This window comes from Cytobacillus sp., assembly GCF_964223445.1.
Taxonomy (GTDB): domain Bacteria; phylum Bacillota; class Bacilli; order Bacillales; family Cytobacillaceae; genus Cytobacillus.
Map to the genome: position 1 here is coordinate 1 of NZ_CAXQGS010000084.1, position 23,526 is coordinate 23,526.

The following is a 23,526-nucleotide window of genomic DNA, read 5'->3' on the forward strand; positions in this document are numbered from 1 at the left end:
CAAGGCTATACTCCTTTTCCCTTACTAGGCAATAGGAGTCCTCAAAATAATATGGATAGACATTTTCGGATTCCCATACTTCTTTGAATGGCACATCGATATTATTCTTTGACAACTTTATGGGAGATGACTGTTTATCCTCTGTGCCGAGATGGCCTTTTAACCTGTTCAGTTTGTTTTTAATGGACAATGCTATCACCCGCATCATTAACACCATTTTTAAAAGAGCTAAGTATCTTCAGTACGTCTTTTTTTGCCGTTTCTAATGAAGTATCTGTTCCGGTGCAGGAAGGACAGCCCTGGTCACATGAACATCTGCTTACCATTTCCATCGTTTCGTGCATGATATGTTCTATTCCCCCAAAAATTTTCTCGCTTAACCCTACACCGCCGGGGTACCTGTCATAGAAAAAGATTGTCGGCTTTTCATTATGGGATGCTTTTACCTGGGGGACAACATGAACATCCTGAGGATCACACATAACAAATAGCGGCACTATATGCTTCAGGGCATGCGCTGTTCCGATGAGTCCCTGCTCAAGCCGATCTTCCTTATAATTTAAGGATTCCTTGTTAAACGAAAGCCAGGTTGAGCTTGTATGAAGTTCTTCTTCCGGAAGTGTTATTGGACCAGATCCGATATTTTCATGTGTTTCAAACTTAATTTTCTTAAAGATCGTAGCCATTGCCACTACACTTACATCCCCAAACCCTACTTCTCCAATGGTGGATGTTCTGAGTTTATCCTGTTCCAGCACCTTTAGCTCAACTGCCAGGTTAGCATCTGTAAAATAGTCTACATCCACTTCGCGGACAAAGGCTTTTTTCTCTTCCCAATCAAGCATTTCCACCTGAAACTGGGTCCCCTGGTGGAGATAAATTGCTTCTTCATGCAGAAGAGTCATAGCGGAAAAGCGGTCCATTTCCCCAATAACTTTCACATTCGCGATATCTGATTGATCGATTATAACGACATTTTCCTGTGATGCTGAACGGAGGCTGATGTTATGGGCAGGAAATGAGTCTTTCATCCAATAGAATTTATCTCCGTTTTGATGCAGTATCCTTTCTTCTGCCAGGTATTCCAATACCTCTTCAGTTTCAAAGGTGCCAAAACGTTCCCCGGCATTAAAAGGAAGCTCATAGGCTGCACACTTGATATGATCCACCAGAATAATAAGGTTATCTGGATTAATTCTGGCTGTTTCAGGACTTTTATTAAAAAAGTATTCAGGGTTTTGAATAACATATTGGTCGAGTGGACTGGAACTTGCCACCATGATGACAAGTGATTCACCATGCCTTCTGCCTGCACGTCCAGCCTGCTGCCATGAGCTGGCAATTGTACCGGGGTATCCAGTCATGATACAAACCTGCAGCTGTCCGATGTCCACTCCGAGCTCAAGGGCATTTGTGCTGACAACTCCATAAATCTCCCCTGAACGAAGTCCTTTTTCTATTTCCCGCCTCTGGGTTGGCAGATACCCCCCTCGATAACCCCGAATAGCTTTAGATCCCAATTTATGCTTTACAAGCTCCTGGAGGTAGGTCAGAAGAATCTCGACTCTGACTCTGCTTCTTGCAAACACAATGGTCTGGATTTTGTTTTTCAGAAGTTCACCTGCTAGCTTTCTCGCTTCCAGAGTAGCGCTTCTTCTAATATTAAGCGGTTTATTGACAATAGGAGGATTGTAAAATACAAAATGCTTTTTCCCGCTCGGGGCTCCATTATTATCTACGAGTTTCATCGGCTTTTCTGTAAGCTTTTCTGCGAGTTCCAATGGATTTGCAATTGTTGCAGAAGTACAGATAAAAATGGGGTCACTCCCGTAAAAGCGGCAAATACGTCTAAGGCGGCGTATGACATTGGCTACATGGCTTCCAAATACTCCTCTGTAAATATGAAGTTCATCTATGACCACATACTTCAAATTTTCAAACAAAGACACCCATTTTGTATGATGGGGCAATATCGCAGAATGAAGCATATCCGGGTTTGTTATAACCACATGCCCAGCCCTGCGTACCTTTTGCCGAATGTTTGCTGGTGTATCCCCGTCGTATGTATAGGAATTGATATCCAATCCAGACTCCTGGATGATTTCATTGATTTCGCTTTTTTGGTCCTGTGCCAGGGCTTTTGTCGGAAACATATAAAGCGCCCTAGCATCTGGATCATTGACAATCGTCTGCAGGACTGGAAGGTTGTAGCAAAGCGTTTTTCCTGAGGCTGTTGGAGTAACTGCTACAAAACTGTCCCCATTAATGGCTGTACGATAAGATGTTTTTTGATGTGTATAGAGCCTTGTAATGCCCCTTTTTTGCAATGCCTCTATTAATGAGGGATGAATATCTTCCGGAAGGCAGGCAGTCTTAGCCTCTTTTTCTTCTATTGTATGCCAATGGACAATATTATCTTTATATTGCTGTTCAGATATAAGTTCTTTCATGATTTCAGGCAGATTTTTACGTACTTTCATCTATTTCACCTCATACCACTATTCTAGCGAATAAACGTTCGTTCTAACAGAGCAAACTCTTAAATTCCATTAACTTTTTATGGAAATATTCTATTAAACTTTAAAATCTTCGTCCGCAATTCCTCTTAATCAGATTTCATGGAAAAAATTGACTGAAAGTTCCAAATATAGGACAATATTATGTATATTTTTCATTTATTTAAAAGAGGTGAAGCCATGCTGCACAGCATTTTAAAATCAGCAGCGGTGTTTTTGTTAATACTGATTGGATTTATCCTGATTCTTCTTCTTCCCCGGGAACAAGAGGTAACTGTTTTTTCGGCGTTTCATGTTGAAGCGGATTATCCCTTTAGCTTGGAAATATATAAAAAGAGAATACAAGATTTTACTGATTATATAGTAACTGAAAAAGGTTTGGGTGATGCAAGGAGCGGACGGCCAGTCAGTGAGGAATCAGCGATATTTGTTATGCGCAGCATTAAGATTATATTGCCGGCTTTTATGGCCAGCATGCTCATTGGCACACTGATGGGTGCACTCCAATTTTACAGGAGAAAAAAATTCACCGGGAAGCTGCAGAACTTTCTTTCATGGCTGTTTTCTTCCGTACCCGATTTTTTTCTTTTTATTGCCATTCAATATCTTTTGATTCTGATGATGCAGCATGGGCTGCCCCACTTTAAGCTTTACGGGCATGAAAATTGGTATAGCTTTTTACTGCCTCTCATTTCTTTATCCGTGTTTCCATTTCTTCATATGTCCCGTTTCACGTCGGCTGCACTTGAAAATGAAATGGGGGAAGAATATGTGCGCACAACCTATGCGAAAGGTCTGGGCGACTTTAAAGCACTCCTGCATATGCTCTGGAATTGCTGGTCCCCCATTTTGAACCAGGCGCAGCTGGTGATGCTCTATATCCTATCCAGCCTGCCAATCATTGAAAAGCTGGCTGGCTATAATGGGGCAGGCAAGGAGCTGCTATTCAGCATATCTTCTAATGATGAAATAAAGGCACTGTCCCTAATGCTCCCTTTCCTCTTTATCATGTTTATAACTATTGTCCTTTCACAGATAGTAAAATTCTGGCTCGTGCCAAAAGGAAGGTTGTGATGGAGTATGCGCTTTTCAATATGGTTTAAGAAACATGCCTTATTTTGTATAGGAACTGTTTTGCTGCTGATATTATTGGCAATCACGTTTGCCGGACCATATCTTCCTTTTGTAGACCGCGAGTTAACAAAGATTACATACATCCTTAATGAGGATAAAAAGCCAGTTATACCCCCATATCCGCCATCTGAGGATTACCTCTTCGGCACTGACAAAAGCGGAAGAGATTTGCTCAGCCTGGTCATATTGGGAGCAAAAGAAACAATTTTGCTGGTTGCCTGTATAACTGTCCTGCGATATGCACTGGCCATTCCGCTCTCCTTTCTTGCTCACAAAAAGTGGATGGGTACACACCTCCTCCTTAAATGGCTTAATGGACTGCTGTCATATATTCCAACCATCATCATTGTCATGCTTCTTGCCATGCTTCCGCCATTTTTGTTAACTGAACACCGGCCTCTATTCCTGCTTCTAATTATAGGTATGGCAGAAATGCCCCGTGCTGCAGAAATGATAAAGCTGGAATTTGATCAGATATCTTCCAAGGAATATATATATGGAGGAATTGCTGCTGGGGCTTCACCTTACAGGCTTTTCAGAACATACTATCTGCCTTTTCTTTTTAGTAAGCTTCTTGTATATATGGTTACAGACCTTGGAAAAGTCATGTTTTTGCTTGGTCAATTAGGGTTTGTCGGCATTTTTATTTCCCAGGATTTAGTCCAATCTATGGGAGGAGATTGGCAATTGATCAATAATTCGATTTCTTGGCCTATGATGCTGATGAAGGCCTTTGAGGATATAAGAGGCCCGATTTGGATTCCTTTCTTCCCAGCTTTTGCAATGACCTGCGCCATCTTAACTTTTAATATATTCGCTCAGGGATTAAAATCATTTTTCACCAATAAAGTCCGATATATTTAGGTGTTCCAGCCGGCCTATCCATTTAAGGGCCTGATTTTATATAATAAGCTTTTCTTAATATAAAGTTTATGAATGTTTTTTGTTACAATAAGCTTAATAGGACAGACGCAAGAGGTGGATTATGAGAGCAGAAGAAATTAAGGGAGTTCTTTCCCAGTTCTCTCTTTTTAAAGAACTGAACAATGAAGAGCTGGATAAAGTGGTAGAGATATCAATTTCTCGGGAATGGAAAAAAGGAAGTCACGTTTTTCTTCAGGATGACCCGCTTGACAATGTTTATTTTATTAACTGCGGCAGAGTTAAGATTTATAGAAGTGACATTAATGGAAAAGAGCAGATTGTTGCCATCTTAACAAAAGGCGAGATGTTCCCTCATGTAGGATTTTTCAGAAAAGGCGGGTATCCGGCTTTTTCGGAGGTGCTGGAAAATGCTCAGCTCGTCGTTGTGCCAATTTCGCAATTCGAAAAGGTACTAATTGAGAACCCTGAGCTGTGCATAAAGGTGTTTAAAGTTCTGGGCGAGAAGATTGTCGATCTGCAGGAGAGGCTGGAAGCGCAAATTTTAAACAATACTTATGAACAAATCATCAAATTGCTTGTCCGTCTTGCCAAAATGCATGGGCAAAAGCGTGAAGACGGCAGCTTTATTTTAAAAGGAGACTTCACCAATAAAGACCTTGCCAATATGATTGGCACTACAAGGGAAACGGTCAGCAGGACTTTAACAAAAATGAAAAAAGAAATGTTAATTGAAACAGATCAGGATGGACATTTAATCATAGATCCTGATCAGCTCTTAGAGACAATCTTTTAAAAACCGCACTATGCGGTTTTTTTCTTTTACCTTAATGCCGGCAGGAACATCCACCCAATGGGCAGCATAGGATATGTTGAAAAATCCTGTTTGAGAGGGGATGGATGTATATATGGAGGATCCAAAGAAAAAAGACCGAAATGAGCCATTTGGTGACTTAATGAAATCGATGAATCAGCTTTTTCATGAAAAACCCGTTAGAGGATTTCTGCAGACTATGGATGATTTCTTTAAGAATCCCTTCCCAACTTCTTCTTCCTTCCATGTCGATGTTGCGGAAACCGAAAAAGAACATATCATTAGTGCAGAACTTCCAGGAATAAATAAAGAGCAAATACAAATTGACATCCTGGACAATTATATAACCATTTCTGTCAAGTCCACTGAGATGATAACAGAAGAGGATGAGAAAAATAAAGTTTTCCGAAGACAGCAAAGCATGCAGCGTTCCAGCCGGACCGTTCCCCTTCCCCAGCCAGTTAATGAAAAGAAAGTAAAGGCAGTTTACCAAAATGGCCTTCTGCAAATCACAGTGCCAAAGCAGCAGGGAAAAAGAATCGTGATCGATGAAAGCTGATCCTGCCTGCAAGCCATGTAAAATTGATTCACTAATAAGGTCGGGTTAAACAAAAACAAGCAGAATCAATGCCTGCTTGTTTTTGTTTGAATGAACTGAATCAAAGGTGCTAATTAGCTGTTTAGTTTAGATGTATCAATCCAATTATTGAAATACCCGGTCGGAACACTGAAGTAATCTTTTGTGAAGGATATAAACTCCTTCGTATCGACCTCTTTATAACGGAAATTTTGATAATAATCGGACAAGAACTGCATCCCCACTGCTTTAGGGGATTCCCCTTTTAAGGGATACTTTTCCTGAATCATTTGTAAAATCTCCAGAGCAGGCTGCCCGTAGATATAGCCTGTATGCTTTACCTCATTAACCGGCACATTTGAATATTGCCTGCCAAAGCCAGCTTCTTCAATGGCCTCCATTCGATAATGGGAAATGCCAAATGCCTGTCGTTCAGCCTGATTTTGACCTGCATAGAAGTACATAGAGGTGGCAAATTCAGTAATTCCTTCATCAATCCATGCATTATTGTATGGGTCATTGGCCACTACGCCATAAAAATACTGATGAGCAATCTCATGGACAATAGAAATATCATAAAACCTCTTATCATCAATATATGGGTTAATAGTTACAATACCGGGATATTCCATAAATTGTCCATCATCCAATACGATGTCAAGCTGTTTATGCGGGTAGTCTCCTATATTATCCTGATAGAATGTTAATGCATTTTTTGCCAGAGTCAATGAAGCTTCATGATCTTTATCATGATTGCTTCTTGAAAATAATCTGACCTTCACACCGTCTTTCGCTTCCGTTTCATAAACTTCCATATCCTTCATGACAGCAATGAAGAAGTCTCTGACATTTTTGGCTTTAATATTCCCTTCATTTTTCCCTTCTGCCGGATCTTTGTCTGCTGTAGAAGCCAGAGAATACCCTTTTGGAAGTTTATAGGAAACGTTGAAATCAGAGAAGCCTGTATGAAATGTTTCCAGCCCTTCCATATAAGGCTCTTTATTCCATTTGCCTTTTTGATATACTGCAGCCATAGGGTACCATTGAGCAAGATAATAGTTTGTGTCTACTTTTGAAAAGCGGCTGCCTTTGTCAGGGACTGTAAATGCATATTCAATCTTTACATTATGTCTGCTTTTATCTTTCATTTCAGGTTTTAACTTTATGGTTAACGTATCACCCTTTAACTTAAAAGACGCTTTTTGCCCATTCACTGTCACCTTCCTGATATCTGCCTCAGACGTTCCTTCAACAGAATCAAATGTATGACCCTCTGTAAAAACATTTGGAATAAAATAAAATACAAGCTCTTTCCATTCTTTATTTGATTGGTTTTTCATTTGGATAGTAGCATCGGCAGTGAAATAGCCTTCGCCATTCATTTTCAGATCAATGTTGTAATCCGCGTGGCTTCCGCTTCTAACGCCAATATTGGCGTCTTTTGCTGCAGTTACATAGATTCCAGCACCAGCAAAAGCAATGACTAATGCAGAAAAGGCTGCTTTAGGGGCAGAAAAAGACCAAAATTTCTTTTTTCGGCCATATTGTTTTCTGGAAGGCTGAATTAACGGTTCATGCCCTGTCCTAATCCATGGTGTACGCTGGTAATTTGACTGAAATCGATTCTTCAATCCATTTGCCAGGAGACTGAAGGATACTGTTGTATATAAAAGGACCGCAAGCGGCGCAACTAATATATGAGTGTTTCCATAGATGTTCAATCTTGCCTGCCCAACAAGCCCTGACAGCTCTTTTGTAGCTGATAGGTATATGATGGGGTCAAATCTCATAATGGTTCCGCCGACAAAAATATTCAAAAGCGCCAGCTGTCCCATAAGAGCAATCACATACACAATTTCAAGTATAAACATAACAAGGAACGTTTCCTTTAACTGAGGGAATATATGCTTCCAAATCAAACGGTGTTTTCCAGCTCCCAGTGCTTTGGCCGCTTCAATATAAACGGATTTAGATAATTCAGCGGTTTTAAGCCTTACAGATGACACTATGCTGGGAATGCTTATGATTGACGCAATAACTATAAAGTAGACTATTAATACATTTTGCTTAAGGCTGCTGTTGAAGCTTATTGGCGCCAGGAAAAAATACAGGATCAGAAACAGCGGAACATAGCTCCATGCATTTTCAAAAGCAATCAGCCAGCCTGGTGTCCTTTTCAAGCTGCCAGCATACAAACCGATGATGGTTCCGAAAGCCATTTTAATGATCGTAACAGCAGCTGCAATAAAGACAGTGTATCTTAATCCATATAAAATCATGGACAAAAGATCGTAGCCCCATTTGTCAGTCCCCAGAGGATAGGAGGATGATTCAAAGGGCTCCAATGGCGGAGCCAAAACCTTCCCGTCTGTATATTGTGTTTCCAATGCCGAAGTCAATGAATGCGGTGCAAGAATAGGCCCAAATATGCTGAAAAATAACAGGACTGCAACCATAAGAATTCCGATAATCAAGGAGTAATTTATTTTTAGCATCTTATTCATAGATAAAACCCCGTTTAAACAGATAGAATATGAGTCTGTTAGAAATATAGACAATTAGAGAAATTAAAAGCATGGCAAACAAGCCAATTGCGATCGGCTGGACCTCATTGCTCTGAAAAATAAATTTCGTTATGCCGGAGACATTCATAATATGTTCAATAATGAAGAGATTGCCAATGGCCAGGGAAATCACCTTGATTAGCTCAGATTTAATAAATGGCTCCAAATTTTTAAATACATGCTGAAAATTTATGTAATTCAAGCTCATTCCTTTAGCAACTGCAGTCTTAATATAGTCCTCCCCGCTTGTTTGATAATATTTTACCGAAACAAGCTTAAATAGATATAGAGTTGGAGCTAAGCTTGCGAGCACTGTTGGAAACCAGATGTTAAGGGCTCCTCCATCCGGCCTGAGTGAAATCACTCTGATCCCCGTCATTTTATAAATTTTAACGGCAAGAATCATAGACATTACAATGATTATAAAGTCGGGTATGGACGCAAGGATATTCAAGAAAGCCCCAAAAAGCTTAGTAAGCCTGAAACGGCTGATAAAAACTCCGAAAATAAGACTTATAACTAAGGAAGCATTCACAGCTATCAATACAATTAACAGACTTGTAGTAAAGTTATCAGCAATATCCCCGGCTATAGGACGAGTTTGCCGGCCGAGCTGATAGGTACCCAGGCTGCCCCCGCTTACTTCTTTAATAAAATCACCATAAATCTGAGGTAAACTTTCAAAGCTCCAATCAAGACTCCCGCTTAATGGATCAACAGAAATAATTTTTGGCATTGCCGCAAGAAGCAAAATCAATATAAATATGATAAATATTTGCTGAAGCGCACGAACCATACAAATCCCCCTTTAATGACCATGAGCCATTTTTCTATTTTTCACTTTTATCTAAATTTTGTCAATCATACAATTACATTTTCCTGGTTAATAATTCCTGTTTTTTGGGAGTTGCAAATAATAGACCAGCTATTTTATTTTCAAATATATTTAATTTTTTTTCAAGTCTGATTTTTATATATAATTCCATGCCACTATAATAATAGACAAAAAAAAAGGCCATTTCGGCCATGATCAGTTAAGCTTTAAATATTCCGCCAATTCCTTTTACCATTGATGACACTTGCGTTACAGCTGACATCATCTGACCTGCGGTGTCCACCATTTTATTGAGATCAAGTGAACCATCTTGGGCTTTAAAGGAATTCATAATGCTTTGCACTCCGGATGGCTGTTTAGGAATGAATGATTGTTTAGGATACGGATTCATATACGGCATCTGCTGCGCAGCGGACTTGCTTGCCTGAGTTCCGTAATAATCTTCAGATTCTAATGGGTTTTGAAAAACACCAGCATTTTTCGAACCGGTCTTTGCGTAGTATCCTTGGTCATAGTTATGCTGCGGATAGGGATTTGGTGAATAATTTTGCTGCTGCAATCCTGCCATCTGAGGCGGCTGATGATACTCCATATTATAAGGCAAATAATAAGGGCTATACTGTCCAGCAGAATTATAATAATTCTGCATTGGCTGCTGCCTCATATAAAATTGGCCATTCGCCCCCATATAAAATGGATCCATGTATATACTTTGATTTAAATGGCCGTATGGCTGAAGATGGCTCGCTCTATTCATTACTCGGCCAAACATGGGCAAACATCCTCCCCATTCAAAAAATATAAGTATATTAGCAATAATTCCAGGCAAAAGCCTTCTAATTATCACCAATATAATATATGAAAGATTTGCCCAGAATGTGAAAGGATCATTAAGATTAATAATGGAAGCGGTTTCCGTTTTTGTCTAACTATGAAGAATGGTGTCGGAAGTTTGATTTTTTTAAAAACGATGAAAAATAAATTTTCATGATAGGATATAAAAAACAAAACAGTTTCTTGTCCCCTTTTTCATTTACCGGGCTGCGGGGAAGGAATTTCTCCGCGAATCAATATTCAGAGGAGGCAATATCATGAATGTTCACGAACTAAAAATGAAGTTTCATCAGCTGCGGGAGTATACTCCTGAAAATGTTAATGAATTATTGGATTTTGCTAAAAAGGCCTATATCCATAATGAAATTTCCAGTACAGATTATCGAAATCTCGTTCGTGAGCTTGAAGCTCAAGGAGCGGCCGTTCCGGAAAGCTACAAAGATAACACCCTCCAGGATTCAGTAAATGCATAAGAAATTTAAAAAAAGGGATCCTATTTCAGGTTCCCTTTTTTTCTTCACCTGCTAATTTTATCAATTGCTTTAGGACATACACGGCGGAATTAACATAATTAATGAACCTGGTTTTGCTTGTTTCAGGGAAAAATGCCTGAATGGAAACCATTTCAATATGTTCAGCAGCAGATTCAATCTGCTGAGGATAAAGATTTCGGGGGTTATGAATGCCAATCCACTTCAGGGCTTCATCTTTCCATCTATCATTTATGGATTTAACATCATCAGCAAAAGGTTTGACTTCATTATAAAAATCACCCTTTTCACCTGATTCCTTAACTTTTTTAAACCTGCTGTCTGAGATTTCCACATATTCAAGCAGCTGTTCTGTCATTTGCAGCAGTACTTTTTCACGATTCATTCAGCTTCATCTCCAAAAATAAAAGTAGCTAGTCAACATTAGCTACTGAAGGATACTGCTATTCTATGCCAATTAGAAGCCAAGTTCAAGCTTCATTCCTGCTGACCTTTTTGCGTCTTCTATATTGTCTGCCTCAGACTTGATTACTGTCATATCCACTTCAATCGCTTCCAGCCTGCTTTCGCAAACCTCCAGTTTTTCTGTCTGTTCATAATACCAATCCTGACGAAGTCCCGACAAATTAGACTCCAGTACATTTTCAAGCTCTTCCAGCTGATCATATATTTCTGTAAGCATGGCCAGCAATTCATCTTTTTCTACCATTTTTCCCTGCATACAAAAAACCTCCCGATTTCTATTTCTCCTTGCTTCCTGCAATAAAATACGACGAAGGATACAGTGAAAATTTTGCTGTGTGCCTACATAATTCTATTTCGCTCGTAGGTTTCCTCCATGCATGACAAAACTAGAAGTGATTCGTCAAAGAAAGTACTAATTTGCAATTCAGCAACATGGTTTCGACAGCCCCCGGAAGAATGAAAATAGCGTCATTGAACAAACTAATTAACGGAGGTGTAATGTAATGGAAAAAAAAGAAAAACAAAATAAAGCACAGCCAAAAAAGCTGGAAGAAACAAAAACAGGCTATGGCAATAAGAAGCTTGAAGGCCCTGACCGCCCTTCAACTTAAAAGAACAAAGGCGGAAGCGCCTTGATCAGCCCCCGACAGGCATAAGACGAATTACGCAGGAAATCCTGATTTCTGGAGTGATTTGGCTTATGACCCGAGGGGCTAGGCGCTGGAGCTGGATGCAGATATTTTTTCATCAAAGTTATTACATTGTTATACTTTATAAATTCATATAAAAGCAAGGGCTTCCTTGCTTTTTTTCACTGTTCCGCTAACAAAGCAAGCGAATTAATTTTCCCAGCTTCGCAGCAGTATGAAGCTGTTTCTGCTTATGCAAATACCATTTTGTAATATGGACAGGGTGTTTTAGGACAACTGATTCTGATGACCATTTACTCTTAATGCGATTTTTTACAGACCAATCATTAAATTGATGAATGTGATGTGTGATTATTGGGTATGTACAGCGTAAGAAAGGGGTGGTTCTCCGTTGTCTTCCCTTAAAGTATTTCTCATAATCATGCCTTGAACCAGTATGAATTGTGCCTGAAGCAAATTCATACACGTCCCCATAATAGCTGGTGTCAAATAAGATTTCAGCCAGCCGTTTTCCAAGATCAATTCTTTTGGACACCGATCGGAAACCATTTACACTTGCCCCGTATAATTCCCCTTTACACGTAGGGAAGATTACAGAACTAAAATGAAGATAGTCCTGAAAGGAAAAAAGCAATGTATGAAAAACTTTATTCTTATAAATTTCATGTTCCATTACTGGTTCTTGGATAACATTTTGTTCATTGATAATCAGTGAGATCATTAACCTCTTTTTATTTCTATTTTTCCAGAAAGAAAGCCACTCCTGTTCCATAAATGCCGATACATGAAAAATTTTTAATAAATGAAACATTGGTCTATTTATTTTCGTCGAATAATGATAGAGGAGCAATTGTGGAAATGCATCCTGAAAAATCAGCCAATTGGCCCTTTCATATGTAATATAAAGCATATCCCTCAATTTCTTTCCTATCAATTTAGGAAAACAGCTTCCTTCAAGATCACACATATTCCAGCCGGCATTTCGAGACACCATGGAAGCAAGAAACGCCCAGCGAATCTCAGGATGCTTTTTATAAAACCGGAAATAGGCTTCCGTTCTTGAAATATTGTCCAGGTTATATTTTGCTGTCATCTTCATAATATGATCCATAATTGCCTGTTCCTTTTTCTCATGGCTGTCCAAGAATTTCCCAGGAAGGAACATCTCATTTCACCTCAGAAACTGATTGGTCTATCTTTAGCCAGCAGGCAGACATGCCAAATGACTCTGTAACACGATTAAAACCGGAAATAATGCTCAAATGGAGTTTCCTATATACTTTGTTATTTAGAACTTTTTATTCAGCCAAATCAAGCTTACTTTTGTTATTATAGGGAGGAGTTTAAAACGAGGTGAATGCATGAATTTCCATTATCCTAATGGCAGAAGATATACCCCACCTGCTAATAGCGCCAAAAAATTAACACCAGAGAAGAAATGGACCTACAGCAATCGTGGAATGACATTGGAGGAAGATATAAATGAAACCAATGAATTCTATTTGGAACAGGGAATAGCCACTATTCATAAAAAGCCTACTCCTGTTCAAATCGTCCAGGTCGATTATCCAAAGAGAAGTGCGGCCGTTATTAAAGAAGCATATTTCAAACAAGCTTCAACAACCGATTATAATGGTGTGTATAAAGGGAGATATATTGATTTTGAAGCAAAAGAAACTCAGAACACGACCTCCTTCCCTTTAAAGAATTTTCATGAACACCAGGTGAAGCACATGGAGAAGGTACTAGCCCAGCAAGGGATTTGTTTTGTTCTTCTCCGCTTCTCTGCTACCGAAGAAGTTTTCCTTTTAGAAGCACATCATTTGCTCTCATACTGGGAGAGAATGAAGGATGGGGGAAGAAAATCAATTACCAAGGGTGAAATCGAAATGCATGGCCATCACATTCCGCTTGGATTTCAGCCCAGAATTGACTATATTAAGATAATAGATTATCTTTATACCCTTAAATAAGTTTTTTTACAGTTCCATTGTTAAGAAAGGATGAACATAGATATGACTGAAAAATATCAATCAAGAGAGGAGCGCCGCAAACAGCAATCCAAGCCTAAAAAGAAGGGCGGGAAAAAAGGCACAGGCACTTTTAAACGTATTTTTCTTATTTTAATTGCCCTCGGAATTGCTGGAATGCTTTTAGGAGCAGGCGCTTTTGCTTTTATGGTGAAAGACGCACCAAAACTTGATGAAAAATTGCTGAAGGATCCAATTTCTTCACAGATTTACGATATGGATGGCGAATTCATTACAGATGTAGGATCCGAAAACCGTGATTATGTCGCTTATGAAGATATACCCAAACTAGTGGAAGACGCCTTTTTGGCAACTGAGGATGTCCGCTTTTACAAACATAATGGGATGGATTTAATACGATTAGGCGGTGCAGTAATTGCCAACGTAACTCGCGGATTTGGTTCGGAAGGGGCGAGTACGATTACCCAGCAGGTGGTAAAGAACTCCTTCTTAAATAATGAAAAAACGCTAAGCAGGAAAGCTCAGGAAGCCTGGCTCGCCTTCCAGCTTGAGCGCAAGTATACAAAACAGGAAATCTTTGAAATGTATGTAAACAAGATTTATATGTCTGAAGGGCATGGAGTTTTAACGGCATCGAAAATCTTTTTCGGTAAAGAACTTGCTGAGCTGGAGCTGCATGAAGCAGCCCTTTTAGCCGGCATGCCGCAAAGCCCGAACAATTATAATCCTTTTGATCATCCTGACAAGGCAGAGAAAAGAAGAAATATTGTCCTTTCTTTAATGAATCAGCATGGTTTCATTACAAAAGAAGAAATGGAAGCAGCCCAAAAAGTTCCTGTGGAATCTACACTTGTGGCTGAAGAAAAAAGAGAAACAAATGAATCAAAATATGATTCCTTTATCGACGTTGTCTTGGATGAAGTGGAAGATAAATACCCGGATCTAAACCCTTATTCTGATGGACTAAAAATTTATACGACCTTGGATCCTGATGCACAGAAGCACGTAGAAAACATCTTAAACACTGATGCAGCGGTAGCGTATCCAGATGACGAGTTCCAGGCGGGAATCACCCTGCTTGATACAAAAACCGGTGAAATCAGAGCAATTGGCGGAGGACGCAATCAGGAAGTAAAACGCGGATTTAACTTTGCCGTAGATCAAAAAAGACATGCTGGTTCAACTTTTAAACCGATTGTCGATTATGGACCTGCAATCGAATATTTAAAATGGGGAACCTATCATACTATAGTTGATGAACCCCACACATACTCCGGAGGAACAAAGATCAATAACTGGGATGGAAAGCATATGGGCCCTATGTCTATGCGTGAAGCCCTTGCCCGTTCCCGTAATATCCCTGCCCTGAAAACACTTCAGGAAGTAGGGACTGATAAAGCATTGGAATTTACTAATAAATTAGGCATTCCAATGGAAGAGATGTATGAGTCCTATTCTATCGGCGCTTATGAGGTTTCCTCTCTGCAGGTAGCCGGCGCATACAGTGCATTTGGAAACAATGGGTTTTACACTGAGCCTCATGCCATCAAGCAAATTGAAATGCGTGACGGCACAAAGCTTGATTTGAAACCTGAATCTGAAGTAGTAATGAAAGATTATACAGCATTTATGATCAGTGATATGCTGAAAAGCGTAGTTAAGTCTTCTTATGGAACCGGCCGTCTGGCAGATGTTCCAGGATTGCCTGTAGCAGGAAAAACGGGGACTACAAACTACACCGATGAACAGGAACAGGAGTTTGGAATTCCTGGAGGTGCTGTGCCTGATGCCTGGTTTGCAGGATATACAACTAACTATACAGCGGCTGTCTGGACCGGCTACCAGGATAGAAAAAATTATATCCCGGCAGGCGATGAGCAAAAAATTGCTCAAAAACTGTTCAGCAGCTTAATGGCACATGTATCAGAAGGAAAAGAAACAGAAGACTTCAAGGTCCCAAATTCAGTTGAGAAAGTAGCGATTGAAAAAGGCAGCAACCCTGCCAAACTTGCAAGCCAATTCACGCCTAAGGACCAAATCATTTATGAGTATGCTGTAAAAGGCAATGCTCCGACACAAGTGTCTGAGAAGTTTGATAAACTGGACTCCCCTTCTGGCCTTTCAGCGAACTTTGACCAGGAGATAAATGAAATTACATTATCATGGGAATATCCAGAAGATGCAGAAGGCACTCAATTTGAAGTGACGGTATCCGTAAATGAAGGCGGAGATCAGCAGCTTAGCGTTACTTCAGAAAAAGGCTTAAAAATTGCCAATCCCCAGCCAGGAGCTGTATATACCTTTAAAGTAACAGCATTTAACGGTGATCAGCAAAGTGACCCAGCTACTGTAAAAGTAGAAATCCCTGATCCAAGCGTCATCGAAGAAGATGAAACTGAAGGTGAAGGACAGGATGGAACTGGCGAAGAAGAACAGGATGGTCAAGAAGGTCAAAATGGTGAAGACGGCCAGGGCGGAAACCAAAATGGAGACGGCTCTGGAAATGGTAATGGTGATGGTTCCGGAGATGGTTCCGGAGATGGATCCGGAGATGGTGAAGGAGCCGGAAACGGTGATGGTGATGGTTCCGGAGAAGGTGATACCGGTACCGGAGAAGAGAACGGAACGGGTACTGGAGGAGATACTGGCAGCGGCGGAAACGGCACTGGCAGCGGAACCTCAGGCTCGAGCGGTTCTGGAAATGGATCTGGCACATAACTAAATAGAAGTAAAGAGCTGACTCAGTGATGAGTCAGCTCTTTTTTGTCTATGTACTGCTGAGTTTTTTTGGAAATGAGCTGTACTGGTACACTTTTACGCGGGTTATGGGGGTTTGTGGCACACTACCTCCTTTTATACGCGAAACTCTGGGGTTCGCGCGGACCTCGACCTTTTGTGCGCGCATTTCACCAGTTTGCGCGCGCTTTCCTTCCTTTTGAGCGCGGCTTTTTTTAGTTACGCGCGAAACTCTGGGTCTTGCGCGGATCTCAATCTTTTGTGCGTGCATTTCTACAGTTTGTGCGCGCTTTCGTTCCTTTTGCGCGCGGCTTAATGGAATTTATGCACAGCACGTGCAGTTCGTGCGGCCTATTAAAACTGATGACCTTTTTCTCTAGCCATAGAAAAAAGCGCCTATCATTTACAGGCGCTTTCTCTTTATTTTTTCCAATGCAAGCATCTTCATATATTGCTTTTCCATTTCAGCCATTAGTTCAGACAGCTGTATATAAGAATGATAAAAAGCCGGTCGTGCAAAAATGAAATTAAGCCGTTCTTTAAGGTTCATTGGCTTTATTGGCAATTCTCCAGGATCTGACTGAAGGTTTACCGGCTTGCTGTTTGCCCAATACAATAGCTGTAAAAATACTCCCAAAGATACTTTCATCGGACCTAAGGCTGCCTTCTGGTCCCGGTTTGAGAAGTGCATTTTCAAAACTTGTCTCTGCCCTGCCCACTCATTCATTAAGACCGGAATATATTTATCGCTGGTTTCCCAAGGCCTTACAGCAGGTATGCCCGCATAAAAAGCCGCATCATATAAAAATGGCAGGAGAGGCTGATAAGCTGAAAGGGATCCTTCTTTTACAGCCAATGAATCATTCTTTTTGTAAAACAAGGGATGGCATAATTGTTCTGTAACAGGAATGGCTATCTCCCCGGTCATTTTGCTTGCTTTACCTTCATTCGTTTTTTGCCTTCCCGGCACAAATCCAGCAGAGGGCAAATCTCACATTGAGGATTCTGTGCCTTACAGTGGTATCTTCCAAAAAAGATCATACGATGATGAGTTATTGACCATTCATCCATCGGCACTTTCTTCATTAATGTCTTTTCAACTTCAAGTACAGAGTCCTTCCAGCGGCAGAAGCCAAGCCTTTTGCTTACTCGTTCAACATGAGTATCCACTGCAATGGCAGGCACTCCATAAGCCACTGAGACAACGACATTAGCAGTTTTGCGGCCTACTCCAGGAAGTTTTGTAAGCTCATCCCTGTCGCGCGGCACTACACCCTCATATTCATCCAGAAGCAATCTGCATAGCTTTTGGATATTCTTAGCTTTGTTGCGATAAAGACCAATAGAGCGGATATCCTCCTGCAGTTCCTCAAGGGTAACATTAAGGTAATCCTGGGGTGTTTTATACTTTTGAAACAGGTTTTTTGTCACTTTGTTTACCAAAGCATCAGTACATTGTGCCGATAGTGCTACAGCTATGACCAGTTCAAATGGATTGGAATGATTTAATTCACAGTGTGCTTCCGGGAACATTTCCCCCATTGCATCAAGGCAGTATCTAATTTGTGTTTTATTTAACAAAGAAATCACCAACTTACTATCTTCAAAATTTTGGATGCTGCTTAAGCCTGCTTACTGTTCAAGCCAATTATAAAAGGGAACGGATTTCGTTGTCTGTGATGAAGTGTCTTCCCTCTTCGTCCTTTGCTGTGCCTGGTTCTGCCTGAATTTTTTGCCATAGCTTTTTGCCTGTTCAATCGTTTTTATGCCGTTCTTTTTCCATTCAAAAAGAATCCGGTCTATATATCTGAAATTCAGTTTGCCGGATAGGACAGATTCTCTTAGTGCTGCTTTTATTATATGAGGATCATGGTGATCATCATCCATCCAAAGCGCAAGTGTTTCACATTCAAAAGGTGAAAGCGGCCTGCCGAATTCCCTTTCAAAGCAAGTATAAAGATCTGTTTCCTCTTGCTGACTCTTAACTGCTTCCTCTTTTTTGCCGGTGAGCAGAAACTGGTCAATAAGTTTCTCCCAAAGCGGATCAAGATGGTATCTTTCATATCTGATGCCATCAGCAGAGTAGCTATCTTTAATGTCAATAAAGCCTTTTTGGATTAGTTTTCTTAGCAGATCCGTACATTCAGCCACAGAAATGGTCATGCGGGAAGATAATTCTACAGGGGTGGGAAATTCATTCCCGTGTTCAATATAGGAAATTACATGAAGAATTAAGACGAGTTCATGCTCATTCAAATTCATTTCTTTATATTGTGACAGCAGGACTCCAGGTATTGAAATATTTCCTTCCTGAAGCCATTTTAATAAACTACTTTTAGACATTCGGGACACCTCCTTATCAGTATATCATGAACATAGCGGCCAAAGTGAGATGAAAAACCGGTAACTTTTCCATGAAGATTCAGCTTGACTGTTTCTTCTAAAAGATCTAGCGGGAATCGGAAGAAGCAAAAAATCCGCGGAAGGCGGATTTTTGCTTTATCTCAATTAATTTTTAATTATGGATATAGACGGTTTAATAAACGAGGAAACGGAATTGTTTCACGTACATGCTCAACGCCGCTGATCCAGGCAACTGTTCTTTCAAGACCAAGACCAAATCCGGAATGCGGCACTGAACCATATTGGCGAAGCTCCAAGTACCATTTGTAAGCATCCATATCTAATTTATGTTCATCAAGGCGCTGCTTGAGAAGGTCGTAGTCGTGAATACGCTCAGAGCCGCCGATGATTTCTCCATAACCTTCAGGTGCAATCAAGTCGGCACATAATACAACATCTTCTCTTGATGGATCAGGCTGCATATAGAACGGTTTCAGTGAAGTTGGATAGTGTGTGATAAAGACTGGCTTATCATAGCTTTCTGCAATTGCTGTCTCATGCGGTGCACCAAAGTCGTCTCCCCACTGGATATCATCAAAGCCTTTTTCCTGAAGAAACTTAATTGCTTCATCATATGTGATGCGCGGGAATGGTGCCGTAATTTTTTCAAGCTTCTCCGTATCACGGCCTAATGTTTTCAGCTCAATAGAACAGTTCTTTAGAACAGATTGTACAATATGAGCTACATATTCTTCCTGTACTTTTAAGTTATCATCAAACTCACAGAAAGCCATTTCAGGTTCAATCATCCAAAATTCAATTAAATGACGGCGAGTTTTGGATTTTTCAGCTCGGAAGGTCGGTCCAAATGAAAATACCTTTCCGAGAGCCATAGCAGCTGCTTCCATATAAAGCTGGCCGCTTTGTGATAAATAAGCATCTTCATCAAAATACTTTGTGGCAAAAAGTTCTGAAGTGCCTTCTGGGGCGCTTCCCGTCAGAATTGGCGGGTCAACCTTGGAAAAACCTTGCTCATTGAAAAACTCATATGTTGCCCGGATAATTTCATTTCTGATTTTCATGACTGCATGCTGCCGGCGGGAGCGCAGCCATAGGTGACGATTGTCCATCAGGAATTCAGTTCCATGTTCTTTAGGGGTAATCGGATAATCTACCGCCTGATGAATAACTTCCAGGCCTGTAACCAGCATTTCAAATCCGAAAGGTGAACGCTCATCCTTTTGAATCTTGCCAGTAACATAAACGGAAGATTCCTGAGTAACTGATTTTGCACCCTGAAAAATCTCTTCCGGCACTTCCGCTTTTACTACAACACCTTGTATAAAACCAGTCCCATCACGCAGCTGCAAAAATGCAATCTTTCCGCTTGAGCGTTTATTGGCAATCCAGGCTCCAATCGTAACTTCCTGATCAACATATTTATGAACTTGAGAAATTGTTGTTTTTATCAATTTATGTTCCCTCCAAAAAAATCTAAACAATCACTTCTTATGTATCGCTATATATTATACCTTCAAGCACATTGACAAGCAATAACAGTAAATTTTTATACGCTCTAAATAGATAGAAAACACAGAAGGAGGCCGGATATGATCCGGCCGCTCCTGTTTCACATTACTTCATGTTCTTTTCAACAAATCCGTGCATCCGTTCCACTGCTTTCTCTAATAATTGAAGAGAAGTTGCATATGATAAACGGATATTATCCGGAGAGCCAAAACCAGAGCCTGGAATCACTGCAACCATCGCTTCCTCGAGAAGCGCCTTCACAAATTCATCGACACTTGCAAATCCCGTCAATACTGCTGCCTTTTTCACATTGGGAAACAGGTAAAATGCTCCTTGCGGTTTTACACATGTAAAGCCTGGAATGTTGATTAATTTATCATAGATAACATTTAATCGATGTTCGAATGCTTCTCTCATTTCTTCCAGTGTATCCTGTGGTCCGGCATATGCAGCGATTGAACCATATTGTGCTGTTGTTGTCGGGTTGGATGTGCTGTGGCTGGCAAGGTTGGTCATAGCCTTGATAATATTCCTATTACCTGCGGCATACCCAATTCTCCAGCCTGTCATGGAATGAGACTTGGATACCCCATTAATGATAATGGTTTGTTCTTTAAGCTCAGGTGAAAGTTCGGCAATCGATGTATGCTGATGGCCGCCATATACCAGTTTTTCATATATCTCATCAGAAATGATAAGGATATTATGCTTTAAACAAACCTCACCAAGCTCCTTCAATTCTTCAGCCGAATAAAGCATGCCCGTCGGGTTGCTTGGTGAGTTAATGATAACTGCCTTAGTTTTACCAGTTATACTTTTAGCCAGCTGTTCCGGGGTGATCTTAAAATCATTTTCCTCTCTTCCCTCTGCATAAACAGGAATTCCCCCAGCTAGTTTAACCTGTTCAGGATAGCTGACCCAATATGGCGTCGGGATAATGACTTCTTCCCCTTCATTCAGCAAAACTTGGAACAATGTATATAAGCCATGCTTTGCACCATTGGTAACGATGATTTCTGAAGCGTCATAATCAAGTCCCTGGTCTTTTTTGAACTTGTTTGCGATTTCTTTCTTTAATGCTGGAAGACCTGCTGAGGGCGTATATTTTGTATGTCCCTCATTCATGGATTTCACGGCAGCATCGATAATATGCTGTGGCGTATTAAAATCCGGCTCGCCTGCTCCCAATCCAATAACATCATGTCCCTGTGCTTTAAGCTCTTTTGCTTTAGCTGTGATTGCCAGAGTTGTTGATGGTGTCAATGCTTTTACTCTTTGTGCCAGTTGAATCTCCATTGCTTGCTTCCTCCCGATTTTCTCCTGCACTAAGGCGGTGTATTGCCTCAGGCTATAGATTTTCAATTTTTTTTAACCATTCTCCTGTTTTAAAATCTATATAATAATAATTTATTAAATCACTGCCGGAACGGTAATGAATTTCCCATAATGGAATATTTTTCTCCATTCCCAGCCGCACAGACATGATTTCAGCAGCTTTTTTCTCCTGCTTAAGTCTGTTAATGGCTTCATTTCTGGAAATTCCATCAGATTGCTTTAGCGTAACGATTTTCCCCTTTTTTTCTGGAACCCACACATATATGCTCGTCCCATCATGATCTTTGCCCTCGATGACATAGTAAGTCTCAGTACCATGATATAAATTGAAATCTTCAGTTTCAGCAAGATCTGTTTCTTTTTCCGCAAGCTCTACAGCCTTTGATTCTGCCGCTCTAACCGGATTCATGCTGTTGAAATAAATTAAAGAGCCTGCTCCAATGAATATGACAAGCAGAATAATGATACCCCATATTGCTTTTTTCATGTCTCAATCACTCTTTTATGTACGATAAATCGTAAAGATCGCTTTATTTTGGTCTTCCTGATCAAGCGCTAAACCGAACATCAAGTCTTTTTCTTTTAAAGTTCTGTTCAATGCATCAACAATTTTATACAGATCCGGGCTTTGCTGGATCTTCACGGTAGATAAAACCTCTATTTTGCTTTCCATTATGGAATTCCTCCTCAGCCTCTACAATATTTGTAACTTATATACTCAACCGTTAAGGGTAAACTAATTTTACAAAGAAATAAATCTAAGTAACAGTATAACAGCAGATTTGATTAACTGGTATTAAAACAACTACAAATTTTCTTCTGGTCCACCACGTCATGCTGCGCTAAAAGCGCAGCTTTTTCGTTTACCCTTTTCAGGAAGATGATGATTCTGCCGATAATAATTATTAAAAAATTTAATTACCTCCACAAAATATCTTCCGGAAGGAATTTTCGTGAAGGTTTAATTTTATTTAGTTGAATTCCTCGCCCTGGAAAATCGTGAATAATTCATAGTTAATGTCTGTAAATTTGATGGTGACGGTTCCGTGCTTTCTTGTATAATATACATCAACCCAGGCATCATTTAACAGTCCGAACAGATTCGAATCATGTTTTATGGATGGTCTATAAAAAAGAATGGCGATTTGAGGATCCAAATGTTTGATCATCTCTTCTGAAATGGAATCATTCCTTCCAAATGCAGGAAGCTTTACAATATTAACATTGGATAGCTCTTTTTCCATGAGAAAATCTTTAGATTTTGGACTTGTCGAGTTCATAAATAATACCCGATGCCTTGCAAATGTGAAGGAAATATCCATTCCTTCCCCTGTTTCTTTACCTGCATACAGGACTTCTGCAAGCAATCCCGGAAAAAGCTGCTGCTTAAAATTCTGATTCCAGGCATGCAGTTTAAGATCACTGCTTCCGATCTCACCCTTCAATTCCGAAACTGCAGAATCATTCGCTATAATTTCTTTAACCCCGAAATCTTCTATCAGCCATTTAAGGCTGACTATGTTATATAATTCCTCATCTGTCAGGATGATTGCTGAGATCCGATTAACGCCATATAATTCAAGAAGCTTTTTTAATTCTTCCCCTGTTCCTTGTCCGCCGGTGTTAATAAGGACTTTTTCGTCATTTCCATGATGAATCAAGGAAGCCTCGCCATCAGATAAAGAAAAAAACGTAAAAGCCAGCTCATCACTTTTTAATTTTAGGTCAATGCTTTCTACTTTAACAGGAACTGCTGGTGAGTCCTTAGGTATGTAATACCAATTCGTGAACAGTAGCATAAAGGCGAACAGCACGTTCATCTTTCCATT

At 40.2% G+C, this 23,526-nt stretch carries 22 protein-coding genes and 1 pseudogene; 7 read left to right on the plus strand and 16 right to left on the minus strand.

What is annotated here, in order from left to right; translation table 11 throughout:
* Together ACEQ1T_RS15625 and ACEQ1T_RS15630 are read right to left on the minus strand one after the other, a co-directional pair.
* A pseudogene (locus ACEQ1T_RS15625) lies at positions 1 to 190 on the minus strand (hypothetical protein); the annotation flags it as partial.
* Positions 180 to 2,480, minus strand: a complete 2,301-nt coding sequence (locus ACEQ1T_RS15630) for a DEAD/DEAH box helicase (RefSeq protein ID WP_206838115.1) — start codon at positions 2,478 to 2,480, stop codon at positions 180 to 182. The gene ACEQ1T_RS15630 and the pseudogene ACEQ1T_RS15625, both read right to left, overlap by 11 nt.
* 216 nt (positions 2,481 to 2,696) lie before the next feature.
* Here ACEQ1T_RS15630 and ACEQ1T_RS15635 point away from each other — a divergent pair, with 216 nt between their 5' ends.
* The 4 genes from ACEQ1T_RS15635 (at position 2,697) to ACEQ1T_RS15650 (ending at position 5,905) form a co-directional block, all read left to right on the plus strand.
* Positions 2,697 to 3,590, plus strand: coding sequence for an ABC transporter permease (locus ACEQ1T_RS15635; protein WP_206838117.1), 894 nt, complete (start codon positions 2,697 to 2,699; stop codon positions 3,588 to 3,590).
* A 6-nt stretch (positions 3,591 to 3,596) separates the two neighbouring features.
* The gene (locus ACEQ1T_RS15640; RefSeq protein ID WP_206838119.1) at positions 3,597 to 4,514 is read left to right on the plus strand and encodes an ABC transporter permease subunit; all 918 of its coding nucleotides are present in this window, start codon (positions 3,597 to 3,599) and stop codon (positions 4,512 to 4,514) included.
* 121 nt (positions 4,515 to 4,635) lie between these two features.
* On the plus strand, positions 4,636 to 5,328 hold the full coding sequence (locus ACEQ1T_RS15645; RefSeq protein ID WP_206838122.1) for a Crp/Fnr family transcriptional regulator: 693 nt from the start codon (positions 4,636 to 4,638) through the stop codon (positions 5,326 to 5,328).
* Between the two features lie 112 nt (positions 5,329 to 5,440).
* On the plus strand, positions 5,441 to 5,905 hold the full coding sequence (locus ACEQ1T_RS15650; protein WP_206838125.1) for an Hsp20 family protein: 465 nt from the start codon (positions 5,441 to 5,443) through the stop codon (positions 5,903 to 5,905).
* A gap of 113 nt (positions 5,906 to 6,018) precedes the next feature.
* Here ACEQ1T_RS15650 and ACEQ1T_RS15655 read toward each other — a convergent pair whose 3' ends face one another.
* The 3 genes from ACEQ1T_RS15655 to ACEQ1T_RS15665 all read right to left on the minus strand — a co-directional run bounded on the left by ACEQ1T_RS15655 (position 6,019) and on the right by ACEQ1T_RS15665 (position 10,094).
* Positions 6,019 to 8,427: an ABC transporter permease subunit gene (locus ACEQ1T_RS15655; protein ID WP_206838129.1), complete on the minus strand. Its 2,409-nt coding sequence runs from the start codon at positions 8,425 to 8,427 to the stop codon at positions 6,019 to 6,021.
* Entirely contained in the window at positions 8,420 to 9,283 is an 864-nt protein-coding gene (locus ACEQ1T_RS15660; RefSeq protein ID WP_206838131.1) for an ABC transporter permease subunit, read from the minus strand. The genes ACEQ1T_RS15655 and ACEQ1T_RS15660 overlap by 8 nt, the downstream gene beginning before the upstream one ends.
* 238 nt (positions 9,284 to 9,521) lie before the next feature.
* Complete coding sequence (locus ACEQ1T_RS15665; RefSeq protein WP_206838133.1) at positions 9,522 to 10,094, minus strand: YppG family protein; 573 nt, start codon at positions 10,092 to 10,094, stop codon at positions 9,522 to 9,524.
* 319 nt (positions 10,095 to 10,413) lie between these two features.
* On the opposite strand from ACEQ1T_RS15665, the gene ACEQ1T_RS15670 reads away from it, so the two are divergent.
* Complete coding sequence (locus ACEQ1T_RS15670; RefSeq protein WP_009332703.1) at positions 10,414 to 10,629, plus strand: YppF family protein; 216 nt, start codon at positions 10,414 to 10,416, stop codon at positions 10,627 to 10,629.
* Between the two features lie 25 nt (positions 10,630 to 10,654).
* On the opposite strand, the gene ACEQ1T_RS15675 is transcribed toward ACEQ1T_RS15670, so the two are convergent.
* The 3 genes from ACEQ1T_RS15675 to ACEQ1T_RS15685 form a co-directional block, all read right to left on the minus strand.
* A complete protein-coding gene (locus ACEQ1T_RS15675; RefSeq protein ID WP_206838135.1) occupies positions 10,655 to 11,032 on the minus strand; it encodes a YppE family protein in 378 nt (125 codons plus the stop codon).
* Between the two features lie 72 nt (positions 11,033 to 11,104).
* On the minus strand, positions 11,105 to 11,368 hold the full coding sequence (locus ACEQ1T_RS15680; RefSeq protein ID WP_206838136.1) for a hypothetical protein: 264 nt from the start codon (positions 11,366 to 11,368) through the stop codon (positions 11,105 to 11,107).
* Positions 11,369 to 11,934: 566 nt separating this feature from the next.
* Positions 11,935 to 12,927: a DUF2515 domain-containing protein gene (locus tag ACEQ1T_RS15685; RefSeq protein WP_206838138.1), complete on the minus strand. Its 993-nt coding sequence runs from the start codon at positions 12,925 to 12,927 to the stop codon at positions 11,935 to 11,937.
* Positions 12,928 to 13,123: 196 nt separating this feature from the next.
* Here ACEQ1T_RS15685 and recU point away from each other — a divergent pair, with 196 nt between their 5' ends.
* Complete coding sequence (gene recU, locus ACEQ1T_RS15690) at positions 13,124 to 13,735, plus strand: Holliday junction resolvase RecU (protein ID WP_206838139.1); 612 nt, start codon at positions 13,124 to 13,126, stop codon at positions 13,733 to 13,735.
* Positions 13,736 to 13,777: 42 nt separating this feature from the next.
* Entirely contained in the window at positions 13,778 to 16,471 is a 2,694-nt protein-coding gene (locus ACEQ1T_RS15695; protein WP_206838141.1) for a penicillin-binding protein 1A, read from the plus strand.
* A gap of 421 nt (positions 16,472 to 16,892) precedes the next feature.
* On the opposite strand, the gene ACEQ1T_RS15700 is transcribed toward ACEQ1T_RS15695, so the two are convergent.
* The 8 genes from ACEQ1T_RS15700 to ACEQ1T_RS15735 form a co-directional block, all read right to left on the minus strand.
* Positions 16,893 to 17,417 (minus strand): YpoC family protein, encoded by a 525-nt coding sequence (locus tag ACEQ1T_RS15700; RefSeq protein ID WP_206838142.1) that lies wholly within the window; start codon positions 17,415 to 17,417, stop codon positions 16,893 to 16,895.
* Positions 17,414 to 18,070, minus strand: a complete 657-nt coding sequence (gene nth, locus ACEQ1T_RS15705; RefSeq protein ID WP_206838147.1) for an endonuclease III — start codon at positions 18,068 to 18,070, stop codon at positions 17,414 to 17,416. The genes ACEQ1T_RS15700 and nth overlap by 4 nt, the downstream gene beginning before the upstream one ends.
* A gap of 51 nt (positions 18,071 to 18,121) precedes the next feature.
* Positions 18,122 to 18,832 carry a DnaD domain-containing protein gene (locus tag ACEQ1T_RS15710; protein ID WP_206838150.1) on the minus strand — a complete coding sequence of 237 codons (711 nt, stop codon included), beginning with the start codon at positions 18,830 to 18,832 and terminating at the stop codon, positions 18,122 to 18,124.
* A 176-nt stretch (positions 18,833 to 19,008) separates the two neighbouring features.
* The gene (gene asnS, locus ACEQ1T_RS15715; protein WP_157380205.1) at positions 19,009 to 20,301 is read right to left on the minus strand and encodes an asparagine--tRNA ligase; all 1,293 of its coding nucleotides are present in this window, start codon (positions 20,299 to 20,301) and stop codon (positions 19,009 to 19,011) included.
* Positions 20,302 to 20,467: 166 nt separating this feature from the next.
* Positions 20,468 to 21,652 (minus strand): pyridoxal phosphate-dependent aminotransferase, encoded by a 1,185-nt coding sequence (locus ACEQ1T_RS15720; RefSeq protein WP_206839287.1) that lies wholly within the window; start codon positions 21,650 to 21,652, stop codon positions 20,468 to 20,470.
* Positions 21,653 to 21,710: 58 nt separating this feature from the next.
* Positions 21,711 to 22,184, minus strand: coding sequence for a DUF5590 domain-containing protein (locus tag ACEQ1T_RS15725; protein WP_206838152.1), 474 nt, complete (start codon positions 22,182 to 22,184; stop codon positions 21,711 to 21,713).
* A gap of 15 nt (positions 22,185 to 22,199) precedes the next feature.
* Positions 22,200 to 22,370 carry a YpmA family protein gene (locus ACEQ1T_RS15730; protein ID WP_009332715.1) on the minus strand — a complete coding sequence of 57 codons (171 nt, stop codon included), beginning with the start codon at positions 22,368 to 22,370 and terminating at the stop codon, positions 22,200 to 22,202.
* Between the two features lie 298 nt (positions 22,371 to 22,668).
* On the minus strand, positions 22,669 to 23,517 hold the full coding sequence (locus ACEQ1T_RS15735; RefSeq protein WP_206838154.1) for an ATP-dependent DNA helicase: 849 nt from the start codon (positions 23,515 to 23,517) through the stop codon (positions 22,669 to 22,671).
* Between the last annotated feature and the right edge of the window lie 9 nt (positions 23,518 to 23,526).